This is a genomic window from Microbacterium azadirachtae (genome assembly GCF_000956545.1).
Taxonomy (GTDB): Bacteria; Actinomycetota; Actinomycetes; order Actinomycetales; family Microbacteriaceae; genus Microbacterium; species Microbacterium azadirachtae.
In genome coordinates this window covers 107,838-131,135 of record NZ_JYIT01000086.1, presented here as the reverse complement: position 1 = coordinate 131,135, position 23,298 = coordinate 107,838, and the positions used below count along the sequence as shown (strand labels likewise).

The window sequence follows — 23,298 nt, the reverse complement described above, 5'->3', positions numbered from 1 at the left end:
CATGCCCACCGAAGAGACCCTCGTCCTGGTCAAGCCCGACGGCGTCGCCCGCGGCCTCACCGGCGCGATCCTCGCCCGCATCGAGTCCAAGGGCTATGCGCTCGTCGACATCCGCCTGGTGGAGCCGGACCGCGACCTCCTCGCCGCGCACTACGCCGAGCACGAGGGCAAGCCCTTCTACGAGCCGCTGCTCGAGTTCATGCTCTCGGGTCCCTCCGTCGCGATCCGTCTCGCCGGCAACCGCGTCATCGAGGGATTCCGCTCGCTGGCCGGCACGACCGACCCCACCACCGCAGCGCCCGGCACGATCCGCGGCGACTTCGGCCGGGACTGGGGCCTCAAGGTCCAGCAGAACCTCGTGCACGGCTCCGACTCGCCCGAGTCCGCCGCGCGCGAGCTCGGCATCTGGTTCGGCTGAGTCGCCGACACGCAGAACGCCCTGCCGCTCCTTCGCTTCCGAAGGGCCGGCAGGGCGTTCTGCGTCGGTGCGGGTCAGCCGCGCACGAGGCGGACGACCTCGCCGACGAGGTCGACCCCTGCGGACTGCGCGAGCACCACGACGACGGCGAAGGCGAGGATCGAGGCCAGCGGCACCCAGACTCCGAGCTTGCGGGCCGTCTCCTGCGCGCTGCGGCTGATCGGGAACGTGCCGTTCGCGAACAGCTGCTGGATCGTGGCGAGGAAGGTGGGGATCACGACGATGTACGTGAGTCCGCACCAGGGGCACAGGGTGTGCAGTGCGAAGAAGCTCTGCCCGATCAGCCAGGCGATGAACACGAAGGCGCCCGTGATGCCGAGACCGAACAGAGCCCAGAACCAGCGCGGGAAGCGGGCGCCCGCGAGGATCGCGACGCCGACCACGAGCGGTGCCATCCACCCGGTGAGTCCGATGAGCGGGTTCGGGAAGCCGAACACCGATCCCTGCCACGACTCCAGGTTCGCCCCGCACTGCACGAAGGCGCTGATGTCGCAGCCCAGGGCCGCCTTGGGGTGGGCCAGGACCTCGAGCTTGTCGAGGGTGAGCTGGAACGCCGCCCACCAGCCGACCACGCTCGCCACGATGAGCCAGATGGCGTAGCCGACGGGGCGGTGGCCCGAGAGGTTGCGCTGTGCAGACATGTCGCGATTATGGCAGTCGCCCCTCTGTGCGGGATGCACGGGCGCGCATCCGTTCGCGTCGAGGCGGGCATCCCGCGCAGATGGTGCGATAATGGACGGGTCGCACCGCCAGGACGGCGGACGACGGATACAGACTTCGGGGGCTCCGGCCTCCAGCGATCAGAGCACACGCCGATCGCAGACCGATTGAGTTCGCGGGGCCGAGCGCACCGCACGAGAGAATTCACGACGGCAGGGCCGTCGTGCAGGGAGTACGCCAGAGATGGCCGACGAGAACAATGACAACACCCCTACCCTCGACCTCGACGCGCTGCTGCCGGTAGCGCTCGACTCCGCAGAGCGGACGACGGGGGAGGACGCCGTCGAGGCTGTGCAGTCCGCAACCGACGAGGTCGCACCGGCGCAGCCTGAGGCTGCGGAGGCCCCGGCCGAGTCCGAGGTCGCCGAGACCCCGGCCGAGCCTGAGGTGGCGGCTGTCCCGGCCGAGCCCGAGGCCGCCGACGGCGCATCCTCCGAGGCGAGCACCGAGCCCGCCGCGGACGCTGCGGCCGAGGCCGCGCCGCAGGCGCCGACCGAGCCCGAGGCGGTCACCGCGGTGAGCCTGGGGCTGATCCCCGAGGTGTTCGTGTCGCGGGTGTCCACCCAGCTGCACTTCTACGCGCCCACGATCGTGCCGCTTCCGGCGCGCACGCGGGAGAGCCGGGAGAGCGACGACCGTCGCGCCCGTGGCCGCGGCGAGGGAGGCGAGCCGCGTCAGCGTCAGCGCGTGGTCGAGTACATCACCGAGCCCAAGGCGATCAAGGGATCCACCCGTCTCGAGGCCAAGAAGCAGCGCCGCCGCGACGGCCGGGACGCGGGTCGCCGCCGCCCGGTCGTCACCGAGGCGGAGTTCCTCGCTCTCCGCGAGGCCGTCGACCGCGAGATGATCGTGCGCTCCAAGAACGGCCGTACCCAGATCGCCGTGCTCGAGGACAACGTGCTCGTGGAGCACTACGTCGCCCGCAACCAGGACGCGTCGCTCATCGGCAACGTGTACCTCGGCCGGGTCCAGAACGTGCTCCCGAGCATGGAGGCGGCGTTCGTCGACATCGGCCGCGGCCGCAACGCGGTGCTGTACTCCGGAGAGGTCGACTGGGACGGCGTCGAGACCGGCAACCAGCCGCGACGCATCGAGCTCGCCCTCAAGGCCGGCGACCGCGTGCTCGTGCAGGTCACGAAGGATCCGGTCGGGCACAAGGGCGCCCGTCTGACGAGCCAGATCTCGCTGCCCGGCCGCTACCTGGTGTACGTGCCGAACGGCTCCATGAACGGCATCTCGCGCAAGCTCCCGGACACCGAGCGTGCGCGCCTGAAGCGCATCCTCAAGGAGGTGCTCCCCGAGTCCAGCGGCGTCATCGTGCGCACCGCGGCCGAGGGTGCGACCGAGGAGCAGCTCACCAACGACGTGCAGCGCCTCACCGCGCAGTGGAGCTACATCCAGAAGCAGGTCGAGACCCAGCAGGCTCCTGCACTGCTGCACGCGGAGCCGGATCTGCTCGTCAAGATCGTCCGTGACGTCTTCAACGAGGACTTCACCCGCATGCGCATCCAGGGCGCCGACGCCGGGCGGACCATCCGGTCGTACCTGGAGAGTGTCGCCCCGGATCTGCTCGACCGGGTCGAGGCCTACGAGGACGAGCGCGATCCGTTCGACGCGTACCGCGTGACGGAGCAGATCGAGAAGGCCCTGGATCGCAAGGTCTGGCTGCCCTCCGGCGGATCCCTCGTGATCGACCGCACCGAGGCGATGACGGTCGTCGACGTCAACACCGGCAAGTTCGTCGGATCGGGCGGAAACCTCGAGGAGACCGTCACCAAGAACAACCTCGAGGCGGCGGAGGAGATCGTCCGTCAGCTGCGCCTGCGCGACATCGGCGGCATCATCGTCGTCGACTTCATCGACATGGTGCTCGAGTCCAACCGCGACCTCGTGCTGCGACGCCTCGTCGAGTGCCTGAGCCGCGACCGCACCAAGCACCAGGTCGCCGAGGTCACCTCGCTCGGCCTCGTGCAGATGACGCGCAAGAAGCTCGGCCTCGGCCTGCTGGAGACCTTCAGCGAGCCGTGCGAGGTGTGCGCGGGGCGTGGCGTGATCGTGCACCACGACCCCGTCGTGAAGCACCGTGCGGCCGCCCCCCAGCAGAGCTCCAACCGTCGTCAGCGCGGCGGATCCTCCAACGGCGGATCCTCCAACGGCGGCAACCCGCCGTCCGCCCCGGCGGCGCCGGCGAACGGAGGCACGCACAGCATCCCGGAGGGCGCGAAGTCGGCGCTCGCCCAGATCGCCGCCTCGACCCGACCCGCCGGTGAGGCCCCGGCCCCGGCCGACGCGTCCGAGGACGTCGCCGCGGAGGCTCCCGTCGCCGAGCGGACCAAGAAGCAGCGCAAGAAGCGCGGATCCGACCGCGCCAAGGCGCCGCGCACCGAGACCGAGCAGCTGCTCGACTCCGTGCTGGACGCGCTGCCCGAGCCCAAGGCGCCCGGCCAGGGCCGCAACCGACGCCGGGTGAGCACGGCGGGCCTCTCCGCGGGCACCGCCGTCGTGCACACGACCGAGGCTGCGCCGCCGCGCGAGCAGGGCTGACCGGCACCCAGACCGTCCGAGGAGGGCTCGACGCTACGGCGTCGGGCCCTCCTCGTCGTCGGGGGAGCCGACGGCCGCGTGGGCGCGCAGGTAGCGCTCGACGCGCCGATCCGGCACGAGCCAGATCACGGCCACGGCGACGAACGGGATCAGGCCCAGCCACGGGGCGACGAAGACCAGCCCGATGCCGGCGAGATAGAGGACGAGAGAGGCGATGCCCTTCACGTCGCGCCCGAAGGCCTCGCGGACCCTGTCGCGATCGGGTCCGCGTGCGATCGTGCGCTGCAGGATCGTGTAGGCGATGGCCGCGCCCAGGAGATTGAGCCCGTACACGATCGTCGGCACCTCGGCGACGTCGGTCTCGGTGAGCCACGCCGTCGTGAACGGGTACAGCGACAGCCACAGCAGCAGGTGCAGATTGGCCCACAGCACCACGCCGTCGACGGCAGGGCGCAGCTGGAACAGATGGTGGTGGTTGCTCCAGTAGATGCCGACGTACACGAAGCTCAGCAGGTACGTGAGCAGACCCAGGCCCGAGGTCTGCACGAGGTCGGTCCAGGAGGAGCCCTTCGGCACGGCGAGGCCGAGCACCATGACCGTGATGATGATCGCGAGGACGCCGTCGCTGAACGCCTCGAGGCGCCCTGAGGTCATCGTGCGATCCTCGTGCCGTGGTCATGGCCGCCGACGCGGTCGCGCGCGGGCACGCGCAGCCCCGAGGCGATGAGGCGACGCGTGAGCTCCTTGCCGCCGACGTGCTCCGCGCCGCCGGCGACGAGCCGGGGAAGGGCATCGTCCGGCACGTCGTAGTGGTCCAGGTCGAACGCCCGCGCGGGAATACCGTGCGCGGCGGCGAACGCGTGCAGCTCCTCGACGTCCGCGTCGCTGACCAGATGCGCCCAGAGCCGGCCGTGCGCGGGCCAGATCGGATCGTCCACGAGTATCGCCATGCGGCGATCCTAGGGCGCGGCGCCGACGGCGGGCCCGTTTCCGCCGGCAGCGGAGGGAGGAGGCGGACACGGTCGGGCTCGCTTTGCGAGGTCGCCGGGCATCCGGTAAAGTAGCTCCTTGGTGCACCGCGCCGGACGCCCCACTCGGCCGCCGCGGGATCATGCAACTCGCGCCCGCCACTGCGGATCCCTCTGCTGTGGCGCGATGCAAGCACAGTCTTCCCGTGAGATTACGGAGCAGTCCCGCTCCCCAACGAAACAGGTATGAAGTGGTTTACGCAGTAGTGCGCGCCGGTGGACGCCAGGAGAAGGTCGAGGTCGGCACGATCGTTCAGCTCGACCGTCTGAAGGCGGCCCAGGGCGACAAGGTCGAGCTCGCCGCGGTTCTCCTCGTCGACGGTGACAAGGTCACCACCGACGCCGACAAGCTCGCGAAGGTCAAGGTCACGGCCGAGGTCGTCAGCCACCTCCGCGGCCCCAAGATCGTCATCCAGAAGTTCAAGAACAAGACCGGCTACAAGAAGCGCCAGGGCCACCGTCAGGACCTCACGCGCGTCAAGATCACCGGCATCAAGTAAGCACGAAGAGGAGCTGAGAAATGGCACACAAAAAGGGTGCGAGCTCGACCCGCAACGGTCGTGACTCCAACGCACAGCGACTCGGCGTGAAGCGCTTCGGCGGCCAGACCGTCAACGCCGGCGAGATCATCGTCCGCCAGCGCGGCACGCACTTCCACCCCGGCGTCAACGTCGGCCGTGGCGGCGACGACACGCTGTTCGCCCTCGCCGCCGGCGCGGTCGAGTTCGGCGCGAAGGGCGGCCGCAAGGTCGTCAACATCGTCGCAGCCGCCGAGTAAGGCTTCGGCGGGCCCGGCCGGCGGCTGGGCAGGCTTCGGCAACGGGGCGGGCTTCGGCTCGCCCCGTTTCCATATCCCGGCACGAAACCCGTAGTCCCCACCCCGCAATTCCAGGAGGATCCCCGCATGGTCACGTTCGTCGACAGGGTGACGCTGCACCTGCGCGCGGGCAAGGGCGGCAACGGCTGCGTCTCCGTGCACCGGGAGAAGTTCAAGCCCCTCGGCGGGCCGGACGGCGGCAACGGCGGCGACGGCGGAGACATCGTGCTCGTCGCCGACCCGCAGACCGGCACGCTGCTCTCGTACCACCACTCGCCGCACCGCACGTCGCAGAACGGCGGCTTCGGCATGGGCGACCACCGCTCCGGCTACGACGGGGAGGACCTCGAGCTGCCGGTGCCGGTGGGCACGGTCGTCAAGTCGCCCGAGGGCGAGGTCCTCGTCGACATGGTCACCCCCGGCGAACGATTCGTCGTGGCGGCGGGCGGTCAGGGCGGCCTGGGCAACGCCGCCCTGGCCACGCCGAAGCGCAAGGCCCCCGGCTTCGCGCTGCTGGGTACCCCCGGGTTCGAGGGCGATGTCGTGCTCGAGCTCAAGACGGTGGCCGATGTCGCGCTCGTCGGCTATCCGTCCGCCGGCAAGTCGAGCCTGATCGCCGCGATCTCCGCGGCGCGCCCCAAGATCGCCGACTACCCGTTCACGACGCTCCACCCGAACCTGGGCGTCGTGCAGGCCGGCGACTCGCGCTACACCGTGGCCGACGTGCCCGGCCTCATCGAGGGCGCCAGCGAGGGCCGCGGTCTGGGCCTGCAGTTCCTGCGGCACGTGGAGCGGTGCTCCGCGCTGCTGCACGTGCTCGACTGCGCCACGCTCGAGCCGGGCCGCGACCCGATCAGCGACCTCGAGGTCATCCTCGCGGAGCTCGCGGCCTACGAGGTCCCCGAGGGTCAGGTTCCGCTGCTCGAGCGCCCGCAGGTGATCGCGCTCAACAAGATCGACGTGCCCGAGGCGCGGGAGCTCGCCGACTTCGTGCGCCCGGAGCTCGAGGAGCGCGGCTTCCGCGTGTTCGAGATCTCGACCGTCTCGCACGAGGGGCTCCGCCCGCTCACCTTCGCCCTCGGCGAGCTCGTCGACGCGCATCGCGCGGAGCTGGCCGCCGCCGCGGAGGCGCCGAAGGAGCGCGTCGTCATCCGCCCGAGGGGTGCGAAGCGCGAGTTCGAGATCCGCGTCGAAGGCGGCAGCTACGGCAACATCTACCGGATCCTCGGCGACAAGCCGGTCCGGTGGGTGCAGCAGACCGACTTCCAGAACGAGGAGGCGGTGGGCTACCTCGCCGACCGCCTCGAGAAGCTCGGGGTGGAGGACGAGCTCTTCCGCCTGGGAGCGGTGCGCGGATCCACGGTGGTCATCGGCCCGGGCGAGAGCATCGTCTTCGACTGGGAGCCGCAGCTGAGCTCTGCGGCCGAGCTCATTACGTCCCCGCGCGGTCTCGACTCGCGCTTCGACCCGAACACCCGACGCACCACGAGCGAGCGCCGCGAGCGATACCACGAGCGCATGGACGCGAAGGCGGCCGCGCGCGCCGAGCTCGAGGAGCAGCGCCTCGCCAGCCGTGCGGCGGAGGGCGAGGACGTGGAGGACGCCGGCGAGGACACGCTGTGACGGCGCTCACCCGGGCGGATCTGCCCGGGGCGGCGCGCCTCGTCGTCAAGGTCGGCTCCTCGTCGATCAGCGGCGAGTCCGCGTGGCGCATCCCCGTCCTGGTGGAGGCGCTGGCCGCGGCGCACGCCCGCGGCACCGAGATCGTGCTGGTCTCCTCGGGCGCCATCGCCACGGGGATCCCCTTCCTGCAGCTCGACGCCCGTCCGACCGACCTCGCCACGCAGCAGGCGGCGGCCGCCGTCGGTCAGAACCTGCTGATCTACCGCTACCAGGAGGCGCTGCGCCCGCACGGCATCGTGGCGGGCCAGGTGCTTCTGACGACCGGGGATCTGGAGCATCCCACCTCGCGCAGCAACGCGCGGCGGGCCATGGAGCGGATGCTCGGCCTGCGGGTGCTGCCGATCGTCAACGAGAACGACACCGTTGCCACTCAGGAGATCCGCTTCGGCGACAACGACCGGCTCGGCGCGCTCGTCGCTCAGCTGACCGGGGCCGACGCTCTGGTGCTCCTCAGCGATGTGGAGTCGCTGTACACGCGGCCGCCGTCCGATCCGGCCGCAGAGCCCCTCGACGTGGTCGCCGCGGGAGCCGACCTGTCCGGCCTGGAGTTCGGGGCGTCCGTCGTCAACGGCGTGGGCACCGGAGGAGCGGCGACCAAGGTCTCGGCCGCGCGGCTCGCGGCGGCGAGCGGGATCGGCGTGCTCGTCACGAGCGCGGATCTCGTGGGGGAGGCCCTGTCCGGCGCATCGATCGGCACCTGGTTCGAACCCGCTGTCTGACGCGCACGGGGCGGATCCGTCATCCCGCGCCCCGGCGGTGCGCTGCGTGGGTACACTGACCGCATGTCCACCGTGATCGCCGATTTCGCCGTGCCCGCCGAAGCCTCTGCCGGAACGGATTCCCCGGAGGCGCGCATGCGCGCCGCGAAGGAGGCGGCCCGCGAGACCGCGCGTCTGACGAGCGATCGCAAGACCGCCGCCCTGGAGGCCATCGCCTCGGCGCTCGTCGCAGCATCGGCCGACATCATCGCGGCGAACGCCCGGGACCTGTCCCGCGGGGCGGAGGAGGGCATCGGCGACGCACTGCTGGATCGGCTGCGCCTCGACGAGAAGCGCGTCCAGGCGCTGGCCGCCGCCGTGCGCGAGGTGGCCTCACTGCCCGACCCGGTGGGTCGCGTGGTCGGCGGTCACCGCATGCCCAACGGCGTCGCCCTGGAGCAGGTGCGCGTCCCGTTCGGCGTCGTCGGGGCGATCTACGAGGCCCGGCCCAACGTCACCGTCGACATCGCCGCCCTCGCCCTCCGCTCGGGCAACGCCGCGGTGCTGCGCGGAGGCAGCGCCGCGCGCGAGAGCAACACCGTGCTGGTGCAGGTCATGCGCGACGCCCTCGCCTCAGTCGGGATCACCCCCGAGGCGATCCAGACCGTCGACGACTTCGGGCGCGTCGGGGCCACCGCGATGATGCACGGGCGGGGGCTCATCGACGTCCTCGTCCCGCGGGGCAGTGCGGGACTGATCGAGACCGTCGTCACCGAGTCGACCGTTCCCGTGATCGAGACGGGCGCGGGCGTCGTGCACATCGTCCTCGACGACACTGCACCCCTGGACTGGGCACGCGACATCGTCGTGAACGCCAAGGTGCAGCGTCCGAGCGTCTGCAACGCGGTCGAGACCGTGCTGGTGCTGCGCAGCGCGGCCGATCGCCTGGTCCCCGCGGTGGCCTCGGCGCTGATCGCGCAGGGCGTCACGATCCACGGCGACGACGACATCCGGCGCCTGGTTCCCGACGCCGTCCCGGCCGGCGACGAGGACTGGGCTCTCGAGCATCTGAGCCTGGACCTGTCGATGCGCGTGGTGGACGATCTGGACGGCGCGCTCGCGCACATCCGGCAGTACAGCACCGGCCACACGGAGTCGATCATCAGCACCGACGCCCTCTCCATCGAGCGGTTCCTCGCCGAGGTCGACTCGGCCGTGGTGATGGCGAACGCGTCGACGCGCTTCACCGATGGCGGCGAGTTCGGCTTCGGCGCCGAGGTGGGCATCTCGACCCAGAAGCTGCACGCGAGGGGTCCGATGGGGCTCGCCGAGCTGACCAGCACCAAGTGGCTCGCGCGTGGGGCGGGGCAGACGCGCGCCTGAGGACTAGACTGAGGAGCTGAGATCCACCCTGATCACTCTGGAGAATCGATGAACCTCGTCGCACAGCTCGTGCAGACCGCCGCAGAGAACACCGAGCAGAACGGCAACGTGACGCTGGAGACGCTCCCGTTCTTCTTCATCGCGGCAGGCGTGTTCACGCTGCTCGGCCTGGTCGCGCTCTCCTACCGCAACGTCGCCAACCGCCACGCCGCGAAGGCGGAGGCGTGGGCGGCGGAGCACGGTCACGAAGGACACGGGGCCGGCCACGGTCACTGAGCTGAGCCGATGACGACCACTCCGGCGCCGCGGATCGGCGTGATGGGCGGGACGTTCGACCCCATCCATCACGGTCACCTCGTGGCTGCGAGCGAGGTCGCGCACTCGTTCGGCCTCGACGAGGTGATCTTCGTGCCGACGGGCCAGCCGTGGCAGAAGAGCGGCGTGTCGGACAGCGAGCACCGCTACCTGATGACGGTGATCGCGACGGCGTCGAACCCCTCATTCACGGTCAGCCGCGTGGACATCGACCGCGACGGTCCGACGTACACGATCGACACGCTCCGCGATCTGAAGGCGCAGCGCCCCGACGCCGAGTTCTTCTTCATCACCGGCGCGGACGCCGTGGCGCAGATTCTCAGCTGGAGGGATCATGATGAACTGTGGGATCTGGCCCACTTCGTCGCGGTATCCCGACCGGGGCACGTGCTGAGCACGGACGGTCTTCCCAGCGACGACGTCAGCCAGCTGGAGGTCCCCGCCCTCGCGATCTCGTCGACCGACTGTCGATCCCGTGTCCGTGAGGGAGACCCGGTCTGGTACCTGGTACCGGATGGGGTGGTCCAGTACATCGCGAAGCATCATCTTTATCGGAGCACGTCATGAGCACATCGGATCAGCACGGGCATGTTGCTGATCGGTCAGCGGGCAACGGCCAGCTGACCCGGAAGCAGCTGCGGGAGGCCCGCCTCACCGGATCGACCCCGATCGTCACGGAGGAGGAGGCGGAGGCGGCTCGTCTGCTGAGCGCGGCGAACGCTCAGCCGGTGGCGAAGACCGAAGCCGTCGACGCCGCGCCCGAGGTCGACGCGGTGGAGCCTGAGGCTGAGCCCGAAGCCGTCGAGGACGTCGAGGAGCCGCTCACCCGTCGCCAGATCCGGGAGCAGGAGCGCATCCGCACCGGGTCGCTGCCGGTGACCGATGGCTCGACGCCGTTCGAGCTCCCCGAGCCGGAGGCGCTCCCGGAGCCCGTGGCGCCTCTTGTCCCGGCGGTCGTCCCGGAGCGCCCCGCGCCGCCGGTTCCGTCTGCGACGCCCGCATCGGCCGCCGAGAGCGCACCGCAGGCTGCGCCTGCGCAGGAGGGGATGATCACCGACGTCCCGCGTCCGGCGTACCCGAGTCGTCGTCGTTCGTACGCGCCTGCCGCCCCGCTGACGCCCGAGCCCGCGCGCTCGCTCGATGAGCAGGACGGCGTGGACGATGCCGAGCAGGGTGTCGCCCCCGTGTCCGCCTCGGCAGTGATGCGGGCCGAGGAGGAGACCGGGCGCACCTGGCACGCCACCACCGCTCCGGAGGACTCCGGCGTCGACGCGCCGGCCGCCCAGCCCGAGACGCCTGCCGCCGCCGCGCCCGAGACCGCGCAGCCGGCCGCATGGTCGGCTCTCGTCGCGGAGTCCGAGTCCGTCCGGGCGACCCCGTCGGGCGCCGACGACGACCGCGCCCCGTCCGCGGGATCCGGATCCTCGCTCAACCCCGCCTTCGGCCAGCGGGTGCTGACGGAGGAGCCGAAGGCGCCGGCGATCGAGTCGTTCGACACGCTGATCGGCGATTCCACCGGATCGCACCACGCGGCGCCCAACGCGCTGATCTTCCAGCAGGCGCCCACCGCGCCTTCGCTGTCCGGCCCCGTCGCGTCGACCGGCGAGATCCTCGTGACCGGCAGCTACGAGCTGCCCGCGGGACTGGGCTCTCGCGGTCACGCCGACGGCGTGGCCGACGGCAAGGAGGTGGACGCGATCCTCGTCGACGGCGAGCTCGCCCCGGCGTCCTCGCCCACCCCGATCGCGGCGAGCGCCGCCATCGGCACCATCAAGCCTGCCGGCGAGGTCATCCGACCGCCGGAGCCCGAGAAGGGCAACAAGCTCATGCTCGCGCTGACCATCACCGCCGGCGCACTCGCGGTGGCCCTGGTCGGGGCTCTCATCGTCGCCATCACCACTGGAGCGTTCTCTTGATGCAGTCTCCCTCCGCAGCGGACATGCTGCAGATCGCCGCCGACGCGGCCCGATCCAAGGGTGGAGAGGATCTGCTCGCGCTGAACGTGTCGGAGCCTCTGCCGCTCGTCGACATCTTCCTGCTCGTCACCGGCAACAGCGAGCGCAACGTCGCCGCCATCGCGGACGAGGTCGAGGACAAGATGATCGAGGCGGGGTACAAGCGCGTGCGCCGCGAGGGTCGCAGCGAAGCGCGCTGGGTCCTGCTCGACTTCGGCGACCTGATCGTTCACGTCTTCCACGAGGAGGAGCGCACCTACTACGGCCTCGAGCGCCTCTGGAAGGACTGCCCCGTGGTGCCGATCGCCGAGCCCGCTCCGCTGAGCGCGTCCGTCGACCAGGACTGAGCACCGCGTCAGAGCAGGAAGAGCGTCGCGCACAGCAGGGCGATCGCCGCTCCGAGCAGCCCCGCGCGCAGCGGGATGATCGACTCCCAGCGTGCCTGCAGGGCGCGCGCGTCCGCGGGGATCTCTCCGGCGGCCGCGGCGGCGGTGAACCGTGTGTTGATGGGCTTCGCGACGCCGACGAACAGCACGAGCCACACGATCACCAGCGCGAGCGCGGCGGCGGCGAGCAGTCCGGTCCAGGCGATGCCCCCGAGGAAGGCGAGGAGTGCGGTCGCCGCGGTGGCGATGGTCCCTCCGATGCCGACGACCGGGAAGCGCCGGTCTCCGTAGTGGTGGCCGCGGCCGACGACCTGCACGAGGGTGCGGTCGTCGAGCTCGGCGTAGACGGCGCGCTGCACGACGGCGACGCTCATGTCGGTGCCGAAGATGACGGCGAGGCCGAGCACGGCGAGGACGGCGGTGATGCCGATGACGAGGGACATTGCTTCTCCGATCGAGAGGGATCCTGGTGTTAGCGATGCTAACTGTTAGCAATGCTAAGGTACGACCATGGCCCGATCAGCGCAAGACGCCGAGAGAATTCGCGAGCGCGATGCCCGCATCGTCCGCAGCGCCAGGGAGATCGCCGAGAGCGAGGGCTGGCCGGCGGTGACGGTGCGCCGCCTCGCGGACGCGGTGGGCGTCAGCCAACCGATCCTGTACCGGCACTTCCCGGGCGGACGCGACGACATCGTCGCCCGCGTGGTCGTCGACGGCTACGCGGAGCTGGCCGAGGCGATGGACGTCGCCGCAGACGGTGCGGACCGGCTCCGGGCCCTGGTCTCGGCGTACCTCGACTTCGCCCGCGCGCATCCGGCGGTGTACGAGGCCATGGCGTCCGCGCGCAGCAGCGTCGTCTTCGCGGCGGACGAGACGCCGGCGGTGCTCCGCCGCGGATTCCGGTTGCTGGAGGACGCGGTCGGCGGAGCGGACGCCCGCGAGCGCGCGGTGCGTGCGGAGCTGCTCTGGAGCACACTGCACGGAGTAAGCCAGCTCGACGCGCACGGCCGTCTCGACGCGGAGCTCGACGAGGCCCGGGGAGCCGCGATGGTCGCCTTGTTCGAACGCCGCGGCTGAGATCCGGCGCGCACCGGTGCCGGGCGAGCGCGTCCTTTGTCCTCGCTGACAAAGACGGTCGGGTGACCCCGCCGGACGGCGATCGACGGGTAGGGTCGAGCCGTGGGACGGATCACGACGCTGCGGCCGGTCACTCGGATCGCTCTCGGCGAGGGCGTACGACGCCGCGCCGACACTCTCTCGGTCGAGGAGCCGCTCGAGATCCGCATCGGGGGAGCACCGCTCGCCGTCACGATGCGCACGCCCGGGCACGACGTCGAGCTCGCGATCGGGTTCCTCGTCTCAGAAGGCGTGATCACCGACCGCTCTGACTTCCTCGCCGCGATCCACTGCGGAGGCCCCGGCACGGGCGGCGCGGAGAACACCTACAACGTGCTCGATGCGACGCTCGCGCCCGGAGTGCGCCTTCCGACCGCGGACGAGAGCCGGCGCTTCTACACGACGAGCTCGTGCGGCGTGTGCGGCAAGGCGAGCATCGACGCGGTGCGCACGATCTCGCACCACGATGTGATGCAGGACGACGTCACCGTCGACGCCGAGTGGATCTCCGAGCTGCCGGACCGGCTCCGGGCCGGACAGGCGGCCTTCGCCAAGACCGGGGGACTGCACGCGGCGGGACTGTTCGATGCCGCCACCGGCGCGCAGCTGGTGATCCGTGAGGACGTCGGCAGGCACAACGCGGTCGACAAGGTGATCGGCTGGGCGCTGCAGGAGGGACGGCTGCCGCTGCGCGGCACCGTGCTGCAGGTCTCCGGGCGTGCGAGCTTCGAGCTCGTGCAGAAGGCCGTGATGGCCGGGATCCCGATCCTCTCCGCGGTGTCGGCGCCGTCGTCGCTGGCGGCGGAGCTGGCTGAGGAGTCCGGGCTGACGCTGCTCGGCTTCGTCCGAGGGCGATCCATGAACGTGTACGCGCACGAGCATCGTGTGCGGATCGATGCGGTGACGCGGGGCGACGCCCCCGTTCAGGAAGGACGCGCACAGCGATGAGCGACGACGTGGACGCACGCGGAGGCACGGCCTTCGGCCTCATGCCCGAAGAGCCCCGCCAGGGCGGCTACGGGCCGCGCACGACGGCAGCCTGGTCCCGCAAGCCCTACCACCACCCGGCGGCCGGCTGGGGAGCGGCGATGTCGGTGGGGAAGGTGCTGCTGCGCGAACGCGAGCCGATCGCCGGGTCCGAGGCGATGCTCATCATGAACCACGGGCGCTCGGGCTTCGACTGCCCCGGCTGCGCGTGGCCCGACGATCTCGGCAACCTTCGGCTCGACATCTGCGAGAACGGCATCAAGCACGTCACCTGGGAGATGACGCACAAGCGCGTCGACCGGCAGTTCTTCGCGCAGCACACGGTCGCCGAGCTCGCGCAGTGGACGGACTTCGACCTCGAGGACCAGGGCCGGCTCACCGAGCCGATGAGCTACGACCCGGCCACCGACCGCTACGTCCCGATCTCGTGGGACGAGGCGTTCGCCCTGATCGGCGAGGAGCTGCAGGGGCTGGACAGCCCCGACGAGGCGAGCTTCTACACCTCCGGCCGTCTGAGCAACGAGGCGACCTTCCTGTACCAGCTGATGGTGCGCGAGTACGGCACCAACAACCTCCCGGACTGCTCCAACATGTGCCACGAGGCGTCCGGTCGCGCGCTGAAGGCCTCTCTGGCCACGGGCAAGGGAACCGCCGACCTGCGCGACTGGGAGGAGTGCGACGCGCTGTTCATCCTGGGCGTGAACGCGGCCTCGAACGCTCCGCGAATGCTGACCGCGCTGTCGGACGCGGTGCGCCGCGGAGCGCAGGTCGTGCACGTGAACCCGCTGGTCGAGGCCGGAGCGACCCGCACGATCGTGCCGCACGAGTTCGTCGACATGGCGCTGTTCAAGAGCACCGACACGAGCACCATGAACCTGCAGGTGCGCATCGGCGGCGATCTCGCCCTGATCCGCGGCATCGCCAAGGTCGTGTTCGAGGAGGCCAGGACGGATCCGACCGTGCTGGACACCTCTTTCCTGCGCGAGTACACGAACGGCGTCGAGCAGTACCGCGCGCTCGTCGAGGCGACGCCCTGGGGAGAGCTCGTGCGTCAATCCGGGCTGACCGAAGAGCAGATCCGTGCGGCGGCGGCGGTCTACCTCGGCTCGGAGCGCACCATCATCAGCTGGTGCCTCGGCGTCAGCCAGCACGAGCACGGGGTGGACACGGTGCGCGAGATCGTGAACCTGCTGCTCCTGCGGGGCAACATCGGGCGCCCCGGCACGGGCCCGTCGCCCGTGCGCGGACACAGCAATGTGCAGGGCAATCGCACGTGCGGGATCGACCACCGCCCGCCGGCGTGGACCGACCGGCTCGCCGAGGTCTGCCGCATCGATCCGCCGCGGCACGAGGGGCTGGACACGGTCAAGACGATCCGCGGCATGCACGACGGCACCGTCAAGGTGTTCGTCGGTATGGGCGGCAACTTCGTGCTCGCCGCCCCGGACACCCCGTACACGGCCGAGGGGCTCAGCAAGTGCCGCCTCACGGTGCAGGTCAGCACCAAGCTCAACCGCAGCCATCTCGTGCATGGGGAGAAGGCGGTGATCCTGCCGTGTCTCGGACGCACCGAGCGCGACCAGCAGGAAGCCGGCCCGCAGGGCGTGACGGTCGAGGACGCGATGAGCATGGTGCATCTCTCGATCGGACGCAAGCGCCCGGCGTCGGCCTACCTGCGCTCGGAGCCCGCGATCATCGCCGGGATCGCCAAGGCGACGCTTCCGGACACGCAGACGCCATGGGACGAGTACATCGCCGACTACGACCGGATCCGCGACGTGATGGCTCAGGTGCTGCCCGGTTTCGAGGGCTTCAACCAGCGGATCCAGAGTCGGCACGGCTTCCGGATCCCGCAGCCCGCGCGGGAGCGGGTGTTCCAGACGGAGTCGGGTCTGGCCGAGTTCTCGCTCGCGCCGATGCCCGACGTGATCCCCGCCTCGGACGAGACCCTGGTGCTGCAGACGATGCGCTCGCACGACCAGTGGAACACCACGATCTACTCGAACAACGATCGCTACCGCGGCGTGAAGAACCTGCGCGAGCTGATCTTCCTGCACGCGGACGACATGCGCGCGCGAGGCATCGCCGAGGGGGATCTCGTCGACATCCGTTCGACGTCGAAGGACGGATCCACGAGGATCGTGCACGCCTTCCGCGCGGTGCCGTACGACCTTCCGCGAGGGAACGCCGCGGGGTACATGCCCGAGCTCAACGTGCTCATCGGGCACGCCGATTTCAGCGTGCAGAGCGACCAGCCGCTCATGAAGAGCATCCAGGTGACGGTGGCGCCCTCCGCGGCCTGAACCACCGCCGGGGGCGCCGACCGCTCTCAGAGATCCCGGTCGAAGAGGTCGTCCCAGGTCTCGCGGCGGATGACGGCGCGGGCCTGCCCGTCGTGCACGAACACCACCGGCGGGCGACGGTAGCCGTTGTAGTTGTTGGCCATCGTGTGCGTGTAGGCGCCCGTCGCGGGGACCGCGAGGAGGTCCCCGACGTGCACCTCGGGGAGCTGAAGCGGGTCGATGAGCACATCCCCGGATTCGCAGTGGCGCCCGACGACCACGACGTCCTCCGTGGCCTCCTCGTCGAGGCGGCCGGCGAGCGCGGCCTCGTAGCGCTGCGCGAACAGTGCCACTTCGAGGTTGTCGCCCATCCCGCCGTCGACCGCGACGAACGTGCGCGCGTCGCGCTTGACGGTGGTGACCGAGTACAGCGTCATCGCCGAGTCGTTCACCATGCTGCGGCCCGGCTCGATGATGAGTTCGGCGTCCGCGGGCAGGTGCTCCCGGGCGGCGGCGAGGAGCGCCTCGACGTACTCGGCGACGGTGGCCGGATGCTCGTCGTAGGTGTAGCGCGCGCCGAGCCCGCCGCCGAGGTCGTACACCGGGAACGTGCCGAGCGCGGCGAGCGGGGCGACGGCGGCGGCCAGCTCGGACGGATCCATGATCTGCGATCCGACGTGGGCGTGCACTCCGCGCATCGAGAGCTTCGGGCTGGCCTCGATCCGGGCGATGAGCTCTTTCGCCGCCGGGATCGTCAGCCCGAACTTGGATCCGACCTGGCCGGTCTGCACGTGCGGGTGCGTCGAGGACTCGACCTCCGGGATGATGCGCACGAGCACGTCCTGCGTGCGGCCTGCGGGCACGAGCTGCTCGAGCCGGTCGACGTCGTCCGCGTTGTCGACCACGACCAGGCCGAGTCCGGCGTCGACCGCGATCTGCAGCTCCTCGGTCGACTTGGCGTTGCCGTGCAGCACGAGCAGAGCGGGATCCACGCCGGCGCGCAGGGCGCCGAGGATCTCGCCGCCGCCCGCGACGTCGAGTCCCAGCCCCTCCTCGACCATGACGCGCTGCACGGCGGTCGCGGGGAACGACTTCGAGGCGAACACCACGCGGGCCTTCGGCCAGCGCGAGGTCAGCTCGGTGCGGTACTCCCGCGCCCGCGCCCGCAGGGCGCCTTCGTCGACGACGATCGCGGGAGTGCCGAACTCGCGTGCCAGGTCGTCGACCCGGCACCCCCCGAAGCGGAGGGTGCCGTCGGCGTCGACGGTCGTCCCCTCGGGGAGGAGCTCGAGGATGGGGTGCGACATGGTCAGGTCCTTCGCGGTCGGGGTGGCCGGGACGACGGCCGGGTCAGGAGGGATCCAGGGCGCGGCGCGGGACGACCACGACGGGAACGGGGGAGTGCCGGACGACCTTGGTCGCGTTGGATCCGAGGAAGACCCGCGCGAGGGGCCCGAGACTGCTCGATCCCACGACGAGCACCTCGTCCGCGTCCCACTCGACGTCGTCCACCGCGGTCTCCCAGGTGTCCCCGATCCCGATCACGGTGCCGGCGAGCTCGGGGGCGCCCGGCAGGGCGGACACCTCCGAGAGGAGTTGCGTGGCGTGCGCCTGGATGTCGGCCGCCCACTGGTCGGCGATGATCCGCTCGGCGTCGAGCCCTGCCCCCGCCGCGCCCGACACGTTCGGCACGACCGCGAACGAGGCGATGCGCAGCGCGGCGCCCACCGAGCCGGCGACGGTCGCGGCGCCGAGCACGAGGTCCGCCGACGAGTCGGTGCCCCGGTAGGCGGCCGTGACGCGGCCCACCCGGGCCTCACCCCTGGTGCGGAACCCGCGCGGCGCGATCGCGACCGGCACCGCCGAGGCGTGCAGGAGCGCGTCGCTCTCGGACCCCAGCGCGATGCGCCCGAGCGGCGCGGCAGAGGACGAGCCGATCACGATCATGCCCGCGTCGCGGGCCTCGGCCAGCTCGAGCAGCCCGCGCCGCGCGGAGGACGCCTCATGCAGGACGAACTCCGCAGGCACGGTGCCGCCGAGGACGGCGGCGGCGTGGTCGAGCACGGCGTTCGCGGCGTCGCGCGTGAACGCGTGCCACTCCGCGTCGTCGCGGGCGGTCGCCGCGCGCGGCCAGGTCTGCGGGACCACCGTCGTGACGATCAGGTCGGTTTCGGTGGACCGCGCCAGCATCGCCGCGAGGTGCAGAACCGACGCCGAGCGGCTCGCCGGGCTCAGACCGACGAGCAGGCTCATCGTTCGCCGTCCTTGCGGCGCGCGGCTGCGGCCTGGCGCACCTCGCCGGTGCTGGGCTGGGCGACGGCGGTGGTGTACGGCACGTCGGCCGCGGCGACGACCGGGTGCCCGACGGCCAGCGCCGAGTGCGTGCGGCCGTAGAACCAGTAGAAGACGAGGAACACGGCGGCCCACGCCAGGAACACCACGATCGTGATCCAGCGCAGCTGCGTGATGATCGCGATGCAGCCGATGATCGACAGGATCGGGATGGTCCAGCCGAGCGGCAGGCGGAAGCCGCGCTCCAGCTCGGGCTCGCGCACCCGCAGGATGATCACGCCGATCGAGACGACGAGGAACGCGACCAGCGTGCCGATGCTGGTCATCTCGGCGAGGAAGTTGATCGGGACGACGGCGGCGAGGACGCTCGTGGCGATCATCACGATGATCGTGTTGTTCACGGGCGACAGGGTGCGCGGGTCCACCTTCGCGAACACCGGCGGGATCATGCCGTCGCGCGACATCGCGAACAGGATGCGGGTCTGGCCGTAGAGGCAGACCAGCGTGACCGAGAAGATCGAGATGATCGCGCCGATCGCCACGACCGTGCCCGGCCAGGTGGATCCGATGATGTTCTGGAGGATCGCGGCGAGGCCCGCGTCCTGGTTCTCGAACTTCGCCGGGGCCTGCGCGCCGAGGGCCGCGAGGCAGGTGAGCACGTACAGCGTGATGATGATGCCGAGGGCGAAGATGATCGCGAGCGGCAGGTTGCGCTTCGGGTTCTTCGCCTCGTCTCCGGCCGTCGAGACGGCGTCCAGACCGACGAACGAGAAGAAGATGATCCCGGCGCCGCCGACGATGCCCGCGAAGCCCGCAGGGGCGAAGTTCTGGAAGTGGTCGGCGTTCCAACCGGTGAAGGCGACGGCGCAGAAGAACAGCACCACCGAGATCTTGATGACCACCATGATGCTGTTCACCAGGGTCGACTCACGGGCGCCGCGCAGCAGGAGCAGGCCGCACAGCACGATCACGATGACGGCCGGCACGTTGATGATGCCGCCCTGCTCGGGGGACTGCGAGAACTGCACCGGGATCTGCCAGCCGAACAGGTTCTGCAGAAGCTGGTTCACGTACTGCGACCAGCCGACCGCGACCGCCGCCGTGGAGACGCCGTACTCGAGCAGCAGGCACGCGCCGACCGCCATGGCCGTCCCCTCGCCGAGCGTCGCGTAGGCGTAGGAGTAGGTGGATCCGGACACCGGCACGGCGCCCGCCATCTCGGCGTAGCAGAGGGCCGTGAGGCCTGCCACGACGCCGCCGATCACGAACGACCAGATCACCGCGGGGCCGGCGACGGGCACGGCCTGCGACAGGATGAAGAAGATTCCGGTGCCGAGCGTGCCGCCGACGCCGATCATGGTCAGCGAGAACAGCCCGATGCTTCGTTTCAGGTGCACTTCGCCGGCGCCGACCGGCGTGGTCGGCTTCCGGCGCAGCAACTGCTGGGCGATGGTGGTCATTCCAGTCTCCTTTGATTGGATGTGTGATCCTGCGCGCGATGCGGGTTCGGCAGGATCGGGAGTCAGTCTTCTCTCGTCACCCGGAATCGCGCTACGTCCGGATCGACCGCGCCGCGGACGTATCCGCTGGGCGACGCGGCCACGGCCTGGAGGAAGGCCACGGTCTGCTCCGTGATCTCCTCGCCCGGGATGACGTTCGGGATCCCCGGAGGGTAGGCGGCGAGGGTGTCGGCCGAGATGCGGCCGACCGCCTGCGCGGCGGGGACGAGCTCGGTGGCCGCGAAGTACGCGTCACGGGGGAGCATGCGCAGCGCGCCGGAGGGCGGCAGCGGGGGGAAGCCGGCGGCGTCGGCCTGGGCGCGCTCGGCGTGCGCTTCCTCGGAGTCGACCGCTGCCGACAGCACGCGGTGCACGTGCGCGAGATCGGGCGTCTTGCCGGCGCCGATGAGGGCGACGAGCGCCGTGGCGGTCGAGATCTCGAAGTAGATGCCCTCGACCTCGAGCAGGTGCTGACGCAGCCAGTGGCCGCTCACGCCCGTGGCGGAGACGTCGATCGGCACACGGAGAGGATCGGCCCCGACGATGTCGTCGAACGCGCCGAAGCCGTCGCTGACCACCGAGAAGCGCGGATCCTCGCGCAGCGCCGCGCGGAATGCGTCCGCTCCGGCGATCGACCGGCCGATCGCGTCGGCACCGGTCATCAGCGCGTGCCGGGCGATGTCCAGGGATGCCGTCAGAAGCGCGGAGGAGGAGGTCGACGACGTGGTGGAGACGGCGCGTTCGATGAGCGGCTCGAGGCGATCGGCGAACGGTCCGTCGCCGAGGTGCAGCATGGCCGACTGGGTGAGGGATCCGGCGAGCTTGTGCGTGCTCGAGACGACCAGGTCGGCGCCGAGGCGGGTCGGCGACTCCGGCAGATCCGGGTGGAAGCCGAAGTGCGGCCCCCAGGCGCCGTCCACGATCAGCGGGGCGCCGTGCGCATGGGCGACCTCGGCGAGACCGGCGACGTCGGCGACGGACCCGAAGTAGCTCGGCGAGACGATGTAGACGGCGCTCGCCGGCTGCCCGCGGTCGGCGGCCGCCGTCAGGGCGTCGTCGAGCGCGGAGGGGGAGACGCCGTGCGCGATCCCGTACCGGGCGTCGACCGAGGGGAGCACGAACGAGGGGGTGAGCCCTGCCGTGAGTACGCCGTCGCTGAAGCTCGAGTGCGCGCTGCGCTGGGACAGGACGTTCGCGCCGAGACCGCGCACCGCGAGCGCCGCGATCCGATTCGCCTGCGAGGCGCCGCCGGCGAGGAACCAGGTGCGGCGTGCACCCCAGGCCTCGGCGGCGAGCTCGAGCGCCTGCGACAGGGGAGAGTTCTCGCCGAGGTCGATGTCGTCGAGGAGCATCGGCACGTCGAGCTGCAGGACGCGCTCGCCGAAGTAGTCCGCCAGACGACCGCTGATGCCGGAGCCGTTGCCGCTGTGGCCGGGCACCATCAGCTGGATCGGGGATCGGCTCGCGTGCCGTTCGAGGGCGTCGGCGTAGGGGGTCGCCGCGTGCCGGCCGGTGTCGCCGACCCGCAGGGTGCCCGGCTCAGACGCGCCAGTGGGCGACGGTGCGACGAGGACGGACTCGGAAGCGTGCATTCCCCCATGGTGAGGCTGCGGCGTTCGTCGAGGAATCCCCCGAAGTTCGCCCGCCCACCATATCCTGTATGTGACTCAGAGCTTCTGGGAAGCTGGATCAACATAGGAGGTTGGTGTCTCATGGTCGATCTCCGTCAGCTCGAAGCCCTCAGGGCGGTCCACGCGGAAGGCTCCGTCACGGCGGCCGCGCGTCGGCTCGGCTGGGGGCAGCCCACGGTCGACTATCACCTCAAGAATCTGGAGCGCCTGGTCGGCGCCGAGGTGCTCGTGCGCTCGCCGCGGGGGAGTCGGCTGACACCCGTGGGGATGCTCCTGCTGGAGCGGGCGCAGGAGATCCTCACCCTCAGCGAGCGCGCGATCACCGACGCTCGGGAGCTGACGCAGACGGGCCGGACGCGGCTGCGCTTCGGCACCTTCACCTCGGCGGCGCAGCTGCTGCCGCCCGTCGTGCTGCGGCTGAACGACCAGGGGATCGAGGTCGACGTGGTGCTCGAGGAGGTGCCTTCCCTCGTGGACCGCAGCAACCGCGGCGAGGTCGACGCTGCGCTGGTCTACACGGTGCCGGGGTACGGGCTCGCCTTCCGCTCCACGGTGACGGCGATCGAGGTGCACCGGGAACCGCTCCTGCTGACGCTCCCGGTGGGGCATCCGCTCGCATCGCGCACCTCGATCGACGTCCCCACGCTGCTGACGCTGCACGAGGAGCGGTGGATGTTCGCGGCGGCGGGGGGCGACTCGATGGACACGATCGTCGTCGACACCTTCGCCGCCGCTGGTCACACGATCGAGATCGCGATCCGCACGGACGACTTCCAGGTGATGCTGGCCATGACCGGCGCGCGCATGGGGATCGGCCTGGTGCCCCGCATGGCCGCCGTCGGGACGCACCCCGGGATCGTGCTGCGACCGATCGACGATCCGGCGTTCGTGCGATCGATCCTCGTGGCCGTGCCGGCGGCAGGGGCCGCCCGGCGTCCGTCTGCGGCGGTGCGCCAGCTCGTCGCCGCGGTCCGCGACGGCTTCACCGCTCTGCGCGCCGAGGCGGAGGCCGAGTGAGGGGCGAGGATGCGGGTCTCCGGACACGCCCGGCCTCCGCGATTCGCCGGGTCGATTCGCATCCGATCGAAGCGGTGTTGTAAGCTGAGGGAGTTGTCGCGGGAAGCCGCGAGCAGCAGATGGGCCTGTGGCGCAGCTGGTAGCGCACCTGCATGGCATGCAGGGGGTCAGGGGTTCGAGTCCCCTCAGGTCCACCGACAAGAAGCCCCGAGCAAGCGCTCGGGGCTTCTCTCATTCTCGCTCACGCGCGGGGCGTTCGCAGAGGTGAAGTCGGACTGCGGCGTCGCGTCTGTCGCGCCGCGTCAGCCTCGTCGTCCGAATCGGGCGATCTCCTCATCCGTCGCTCCGGAGGCGGATGATCGGGCTCATCGGGGAGCGATCGGGGAGCGATCGAGCAGATGCTCGGAGAGGAAGGCGACGCGGACGAAGTCCGGCCAGCTCTCGTCCAGGGCGGCCGCCGGGATCGA

23 protein-coding genes and 1 tRNA gene are annotated in these 23,298 nt (G+C 70.9%); 16 read left to right on the top strand and 8 right to left on the bottom strand.

The window, feature by feature from the left end:
• Window position 1 precedes the first annotated feature (1 nt).
• Window positions 2-418: a nucleoside-diphosphate kinase gene (gene ndk / locus RL72_RS18135; RefSeq protein ID WP_045252282.1), complete on the top strand. Its 417-nt coding sequence runs from the start codon at window positions 2-4 to the stop codon at window positions 416-418.
• A 74-nt stretch (window positions 419-492) separates the two neighbouring features.
• Here the strand turns inward: ndk and RL72_RS18130 are convergent, their stop codons facing one another.
• Window positions 493-1,119 carry a vitamin K epoxide reductase family protein gene (locus tag RL72_RS18130; RefSeq protein WP_045252281.1) on the bottom strand — a complete coding sequence of 209 codons (627 nt, stop codon included), beginning with the start codon at window positions 1,117-1,119 and terminating at the stop codon, window positions 493-495.
• Window positions 1,120-1,381: 262 nt separating this feature from the next.
• On the opposite strand from RL72_RS18130, the gene RL72_RS18125 reads away from it, so the two are divergent.
• Window positions 1,382-3,742, top strand: coding sequence for an Rne/Rng family ribonuclease (locus tag RL72_RS18125; protein ID WP_045252280.1), 2,361 nt, complete (start codon window positions 1,382-1,384; stop codon window positions 3,740-3,742).
• Between the two features lie 33 nt (window positions 3,743-3,775).
• Here the strand turns inward: RL72_RS18125 and RL72_RS18120 are convergent, their stop codons facing one another.
• Together RL72_RS18120 and RL72_RS18115 are read right to left on the bottom strand one after the other, a co-directional pair.
• Window positions 3,776-4,396: a TMEM175 family protein gene (locus tag RL72_RS18120; RefSeq protein WP_045252279.1), complete on the bottom strand. Its 621-nt coding sequence runs from the start codon at window positions 4,394-4,396 to the stop codon at window positions 3,776-3,778.
• Window positions 4,393-4,692, bottom strand: coding sequence for a DUF4031 domain-containing protein (locus RL72_RS18115; RefSeq protein ID WP_045252278.1), 300 nt, complete (start codon window positions 4,690-4,692; stop codon window positions 4,393-4,395). The genes RL72_RS18120 and RL72_RS18115 overlap by 4 nt, the downstream gene beginning before the upstream one ends.
• A gap of 269 nt (window positions 4,693-4,961) precedes the next feature.
• Between RL72_RS18115 and rplU the strand changes: the two genes are divergently transcribed.
• From rplU to rsfS, 9 genes are all read left to right on the top strand, one after another.
• On the top strand, window positions 4,962-5,270 hold the full coding sequence (gene rplU / locus RL72_RS18110) for a 50S ribosomal protein L21 (RefSeq protein WP_045252277.1): 309 nt from the start codon (window positions 4,962-4,964) through the stop codon (window positions 5,268-5,270).
• A 20-nt stretch (window positions 5,271-5,290) separates the two neighbouring features.
• Window positions 5,291-5,548: a 50S ribosomal protein L27 gene (gene rpmA, locus RL72_RS18105; protein WP_045252276.1), complete on the top strand. Its 258-nt coding sequence runs from the start codon at window positions 5,291-5,293 to the stop codon at window positions 5,546-5,548.
• A gap of 126 nt (window positions 5,549-5,674) precedes the next feature.
• On the top strand, window positions 5,675-7,210 hold the full coding sequence (gene obgE / locus RL72_RS18100; protein ID WP_045252275.1) for a GTPase ObgE: 1,536 nt from the start codon (window positions 5,675-5,677) through the stop codon (window positions 7,208-7,210).
• The gene (proB, locus tag RL72_RS18095) at window positions 7,207-7,989 is read left to right on the top strand and encodes a glutamate 5-kinase (RefSeq protein ID WP_045252274.1); all 783 of its coding nucleotides are present in this window, start codon (window positions 7,207-7,209) and stop codon (window positions 7,987-7,989) included. The genes obgE and proB overlap by 4 nt, the downstream gene beginning before the upstream one ends.
• Window positions 7,990-8,052: 63 nt before the next feature.
• Complete coding sequence (locus RL72_RS18090) at window positions 8,053-9,351, top strand: glutamate-5-semialdehyde dehydrogenase (RefSeq protein WP_082072500.1); 1,299 nt, start codon at window positions 8,053-8,055, stop codon at window positions 9,349-9,351.
• Between the two features lie 48 nt (window positions 9,352-9,399).
• A complete protein-coding gene (locus RL72_RS18085; RefSeq protein ID WP_045252273.1) occupies window positions 9,400-9,627 on the top strand; it encodes a hypothetical protein in 228 nt (75 codons plus the stop codon).
• Window positions 9,628-9,636: 9 nt separating this feature from the next.
• Window positions 9,637-10,233 (top strand): nicotinate-nucleotide adenylyltransferase, encoded by a 597-nt coding sequence (nadD, locus tag RL72_RS18080; protein WP_045252272.1) that lies wholly within the window; start codon window positions 9,637-9,639, stop codon window positions 10,231-10,233.
• Window positions 10,230-11,582: a hypothetical protein gene (locus RL72_RS18075; RefSeq protein WP_045252271.1), complete on the top strand. Its 1,353-nt coding sequence runs from the start codon at window positions 10,230-10,232 to the stop codon at window positions 11,580-11,582. The genes nadD and RL72_RS18075 overlap by 4 nt, the downstream gene beginning before the upstream one ends.
• A complete protein-coding gene (rsfS, locus tag RL72_RS18070) occupies window positions 11,582-11,968 on the top strand; it encodes a ribosome silencing factor (RefSeq protein ID WP_045252270.1) in 387 nt (128 codons plus the stop codon). The genes RL72_RS18075 and rsfS overlap by 1 nt, the downstream gene beginning before the upstream one ends.
• An 8-nt stretch (window positions 11,969-11,976) precedes the next feature.
• On the opposite strand, the gene RL72_RS18065 is transcribed toward rsfS, so the two are convergent.
• Entirely contained in the window at window positions 11,977-12,450 is a 474-nt protein-coding gene (locus tag RL72_RS18065) for a DUF1772 domain-containing protein (RefSeq protein ID WP_045252269.1), read from the bottom strand.
• Between the two features lie 67 nt (window positions 12,451-12,517).
• Here RL72_RS18065 and RL72_RS18060 point away from each other — a divergent pair, with 67 nt between their 5' ends.
• The 3 genes from RL72_RS18060 to RL72_RS18050 all read left to right on the top strand — a co-directional run bounded on the left by RL72_RS18060 (window position 12,518) and on the right by RL72_RS18050 (window position 16,413).
• Entirely contained in the window at window positions 12,518-13,084 is a 567-nt protein-coding gene (locus RL72_RS18060) for a TetR/AcrR family transcriptional regulator (protein WP_045252268.1), read from the top strand.
• A gap of 102 nt (window positions 13,085-13,186) precedes the next feature.
• Window positions 13,187-14,071, top strand: a complete 885-nt coding sequence (fdhD, locus tag RL72_RS18055) for a formate dehydrogenase accessory sulfurtransferase FdhD (protein WP_045252267.1) — start codon at window positions 13,187-13,189, stop codon at window positions 14,069-14,071.
• On the top strand, window positions 14,068-16,413 hold the full coding sequence (locus RL72_RS18050) for an FdhF/YdeP family oxidoreductase (protein ID WP_211256083.1): 2,346 nt from the start codon (window positions 14,068-14,070) through the stop codon (window positions 16,411-16,413). Before fdhD ends, RL72_RS18050 begins: the two co-directional genes overlap by 4 nt.
• A 26-nt stretch (window positions 16,414-16,439) precedes the next feature.
• Here RL72_RS18050 and lysA read toward each other — a convergent pair whose 3' ends face one another.
• From lysA to RL72_RS18030, 4 genes are all read right to left on the bottom strand, one after another.
• The gene (lysA, locus tag RL72_RS18045; RefSeq protein WP_045252266.1) at window positions 16,440-17,699 is read right to left on the bottom strand and encodes a diaminopimelate decarboxylase; all 1,260 of its coding nucleotides are present in this window, start codon (window positions 17,697-17,699) and stop codon (window positions 16,440-16,442) included.
• 43 nt (window positions 17,700-17,742) lie between these two features.
• Window positions 17,743-18,645, bottom strand: a complete 903-nt coding sequence (locus tag RL72_RS18040) for a universal stress protein (protein ID WP_045252265.1) — start codon at window positions 18,643-18,645, stop codon at window positions 17,743-17,745.
• Window positions 18,642-20,144: an amino acid permease gene (locus RL72_RS18035; RefSeq protein WP_045252264.1), complete on the bottom strand. Its 1,503-nt coding sequence runs from the start codon at window positions 20,142-20,144 to the stop codon at window positions 18,642-18,644. The genes RL72_RS18040 and RL72_RS18035 overlap by 4 nt, the downstream gene beginning before the upstream one ends.
• Window positions 20,145-20,206: 62 nt before the next feature.
• Window positions 20,207-21,775 carry an aminotransferase class I/II-fold pyridoxal phosphate-dependent enzyme gene (locus tag RL72_RS18030; RefSeq protein WP_082072499.1) on the bottom strand — a complete coding sequence of 523 codons (1,569 nt, stop codon included), beginning with the start codon at window positions 21,773-21,775 and terminating at the stop codon, window positions 20,207-20,209.
• A 120-nt stretch (window positions 21,776-21,895) separates the two neighbouring features.
• On the opposite strand from RL72_RS18030, the gene RL72_RS18025 reads away from it, so the two are divergent.
• Both RL72_RS18025 and RL72_RS18020 read left to right on the top strand, forming a co-directional pair.
• The gene (locus RL72_RS18025; protein ID WP_045252263.1) at window positions 21,896-22,831 is read left to right on the top strand and encodes a LysR family transcriptional regulator; all 936 of its coding nucleotides are present in this window, start codon (window positions 21,896-21,898) and stop codon (window positions 22,829-22,831) included.
• 121 nt (window positions 22,832-22,952) lie between these two features.
• Window positions 22,953-23,025: transfer RNA gene (locus tag RL72_RS18020), tRNA-Ala, on the top strand.
• Window positions 23,026-23,298: the final 273 nt, after the last annotated feature.

What these genes read in the sequence shown, in the direction of transcription:
- ndk (WP_045252282.1), top strand. Translation starts at nt 2, where the DNA reads ATGCCCACCGAAGAGACCCTCGTCCTGGTCAAGCCCGACGGCGTCGCC.
- RL72_RS18130 (WP_045252281.1), bottom strand. Translation starts at nt 1,119, where the DNA reads ATGTCTGCACAGCGCAACCTCTCGGGCCACCGCCCCGTCGGCTACGCC.
- RL72_RS18125 (WP_045252280.1), top strand. Translation starts at nt 1,382, where the DNA reads ATGGCCGACGAGAACAATGACAACACCCCTACCCTCGACCTCGACGCG.
- RL72_RS18120 (WP_045252279.1), bottom strand. Translation starts at nt 4,396, where the DNA reads ATGACCTCAGGGCGCCTCGAGGCGTTCAGCGACGGCGTCCTCGCGATC.
- RL72_RS18115 (WP_045252278.1), bottom strand. Translation starts at nt 4,692, where the DNA reads ATGGCGATACTCGTGGACGATCCGATCTGGCCCGCGCACGGCCGGCTC.
- rpmA (WP_045252276.1), top strand. Translation starts at nt 5,291, where the DNA reads ATGGCACACAAAAAGGGTGCGAGCTCGACCCGCAACGGTCGTGACTCC.
- obgE (WP_045252275.1), top strand. Translation starts at nt 5,675, where the DNA reads ATGGTCACGTTCGTCGACAGGGTGACGCTGCACCTGCGCGCGGGCAAG.
- RL72_RS18090 (WP_082072500.1), top strand. Translation starts at nt 8,053, where the DNA reads ATGTCCACCGTGATCGCCGATTTCGCCGTGCCCGCCGAAGCCTCTGCC.
- RL72_RS18085 (WP_045252273.1), top strand. Translation starts at nt 9,400, where the DNA reads ATGAACCTCGTCGCACAGCTCGTGCAGACCGCCGCAGAGAACACCGAG.
- nadD (WP_045252272.1), top strand. Translation starts at nt 9,637, where the DNA reads ATGACGACCACTCCGGCGCCGCGGATCGGCGTGATGGGCGGGACGTTC.
- RL72_RS18075 (WP_045252271.1), top strand. Translation starts at nt 10,230, where the DNA reads ATGAGCACATCGGATCAGCACGGGCATGTTGCTGATCGGTCAGCGGGC.
- rsfS (WP_045252270.1), top strand. Translation starts at nt 11,582, where the DNA reads ATGCAGTCTCCCTCCGCAGCGGACATGCTGCAGATCGCCGCCGACGCG.
- RL72_RS18065 (WP_045252269.1), bottom strand. Translation starts at nt 12,450, where the DNA reads ATGTCCCTCGTCATCGGCATCACCGCCGTCCTCGCCGTGCTCGGCCTC.
- RL72_RS18060 (WP_045252268.1), top strand. Translation starts at nt 12,518, where the DNA reads ATGGCCCGATCAGCGCAAGACGCCGAGAGAATTCGCGAGCGCGATGCC.
- RL72_RS18050 (WP_211256083.1), top strand. Translation starts at nt 14,068, where the DNA reads ATGAGCGACGACGTGGACGCACGCGGAGGCACGGCCTTCGGCCTCATG.
- lysA (WP_045252266.1), bottom strand. Translation starts at nt 17,699, where the DNA reads ATGTCGCACCCCATCCTCGAGCTCCTCCCCGAGGGGACGACCGTCGAC.
- RL72_RS18040 (WP_045252265.1), bottom strand. Translation starts at nt 18,645, where the DNA reads ATGAGCCTGCTCGTCGGTCTGAGCCCGGCGAGCCGCTCGGCGTCGGTT.
- RL72_RS18035 (WP_045252264.1), bottom strand. Translation starts at nt 20,144, where the DNA reads ATGACCACCATCGCCCAGCAGTTGCTGCGCCGGAAGCCGACCACGCCG.
- RL72_RS18030 (WP_082072499.1), bottom strand. Translation starts at nt 21,775, where the DNA reads ATGCACGCTTCCGAGTCCGTCCTCGTCGCACCGTCGCCCACTGGCGCG.
- RL72_RS18025 (WP_045252263.1), top strand. Translation starts at nt 21,896, where the DNA reads ATGGTCGATCTCCGTCAGCTCGAAGCCCTCAGGGCGGTCCACGCGGAA.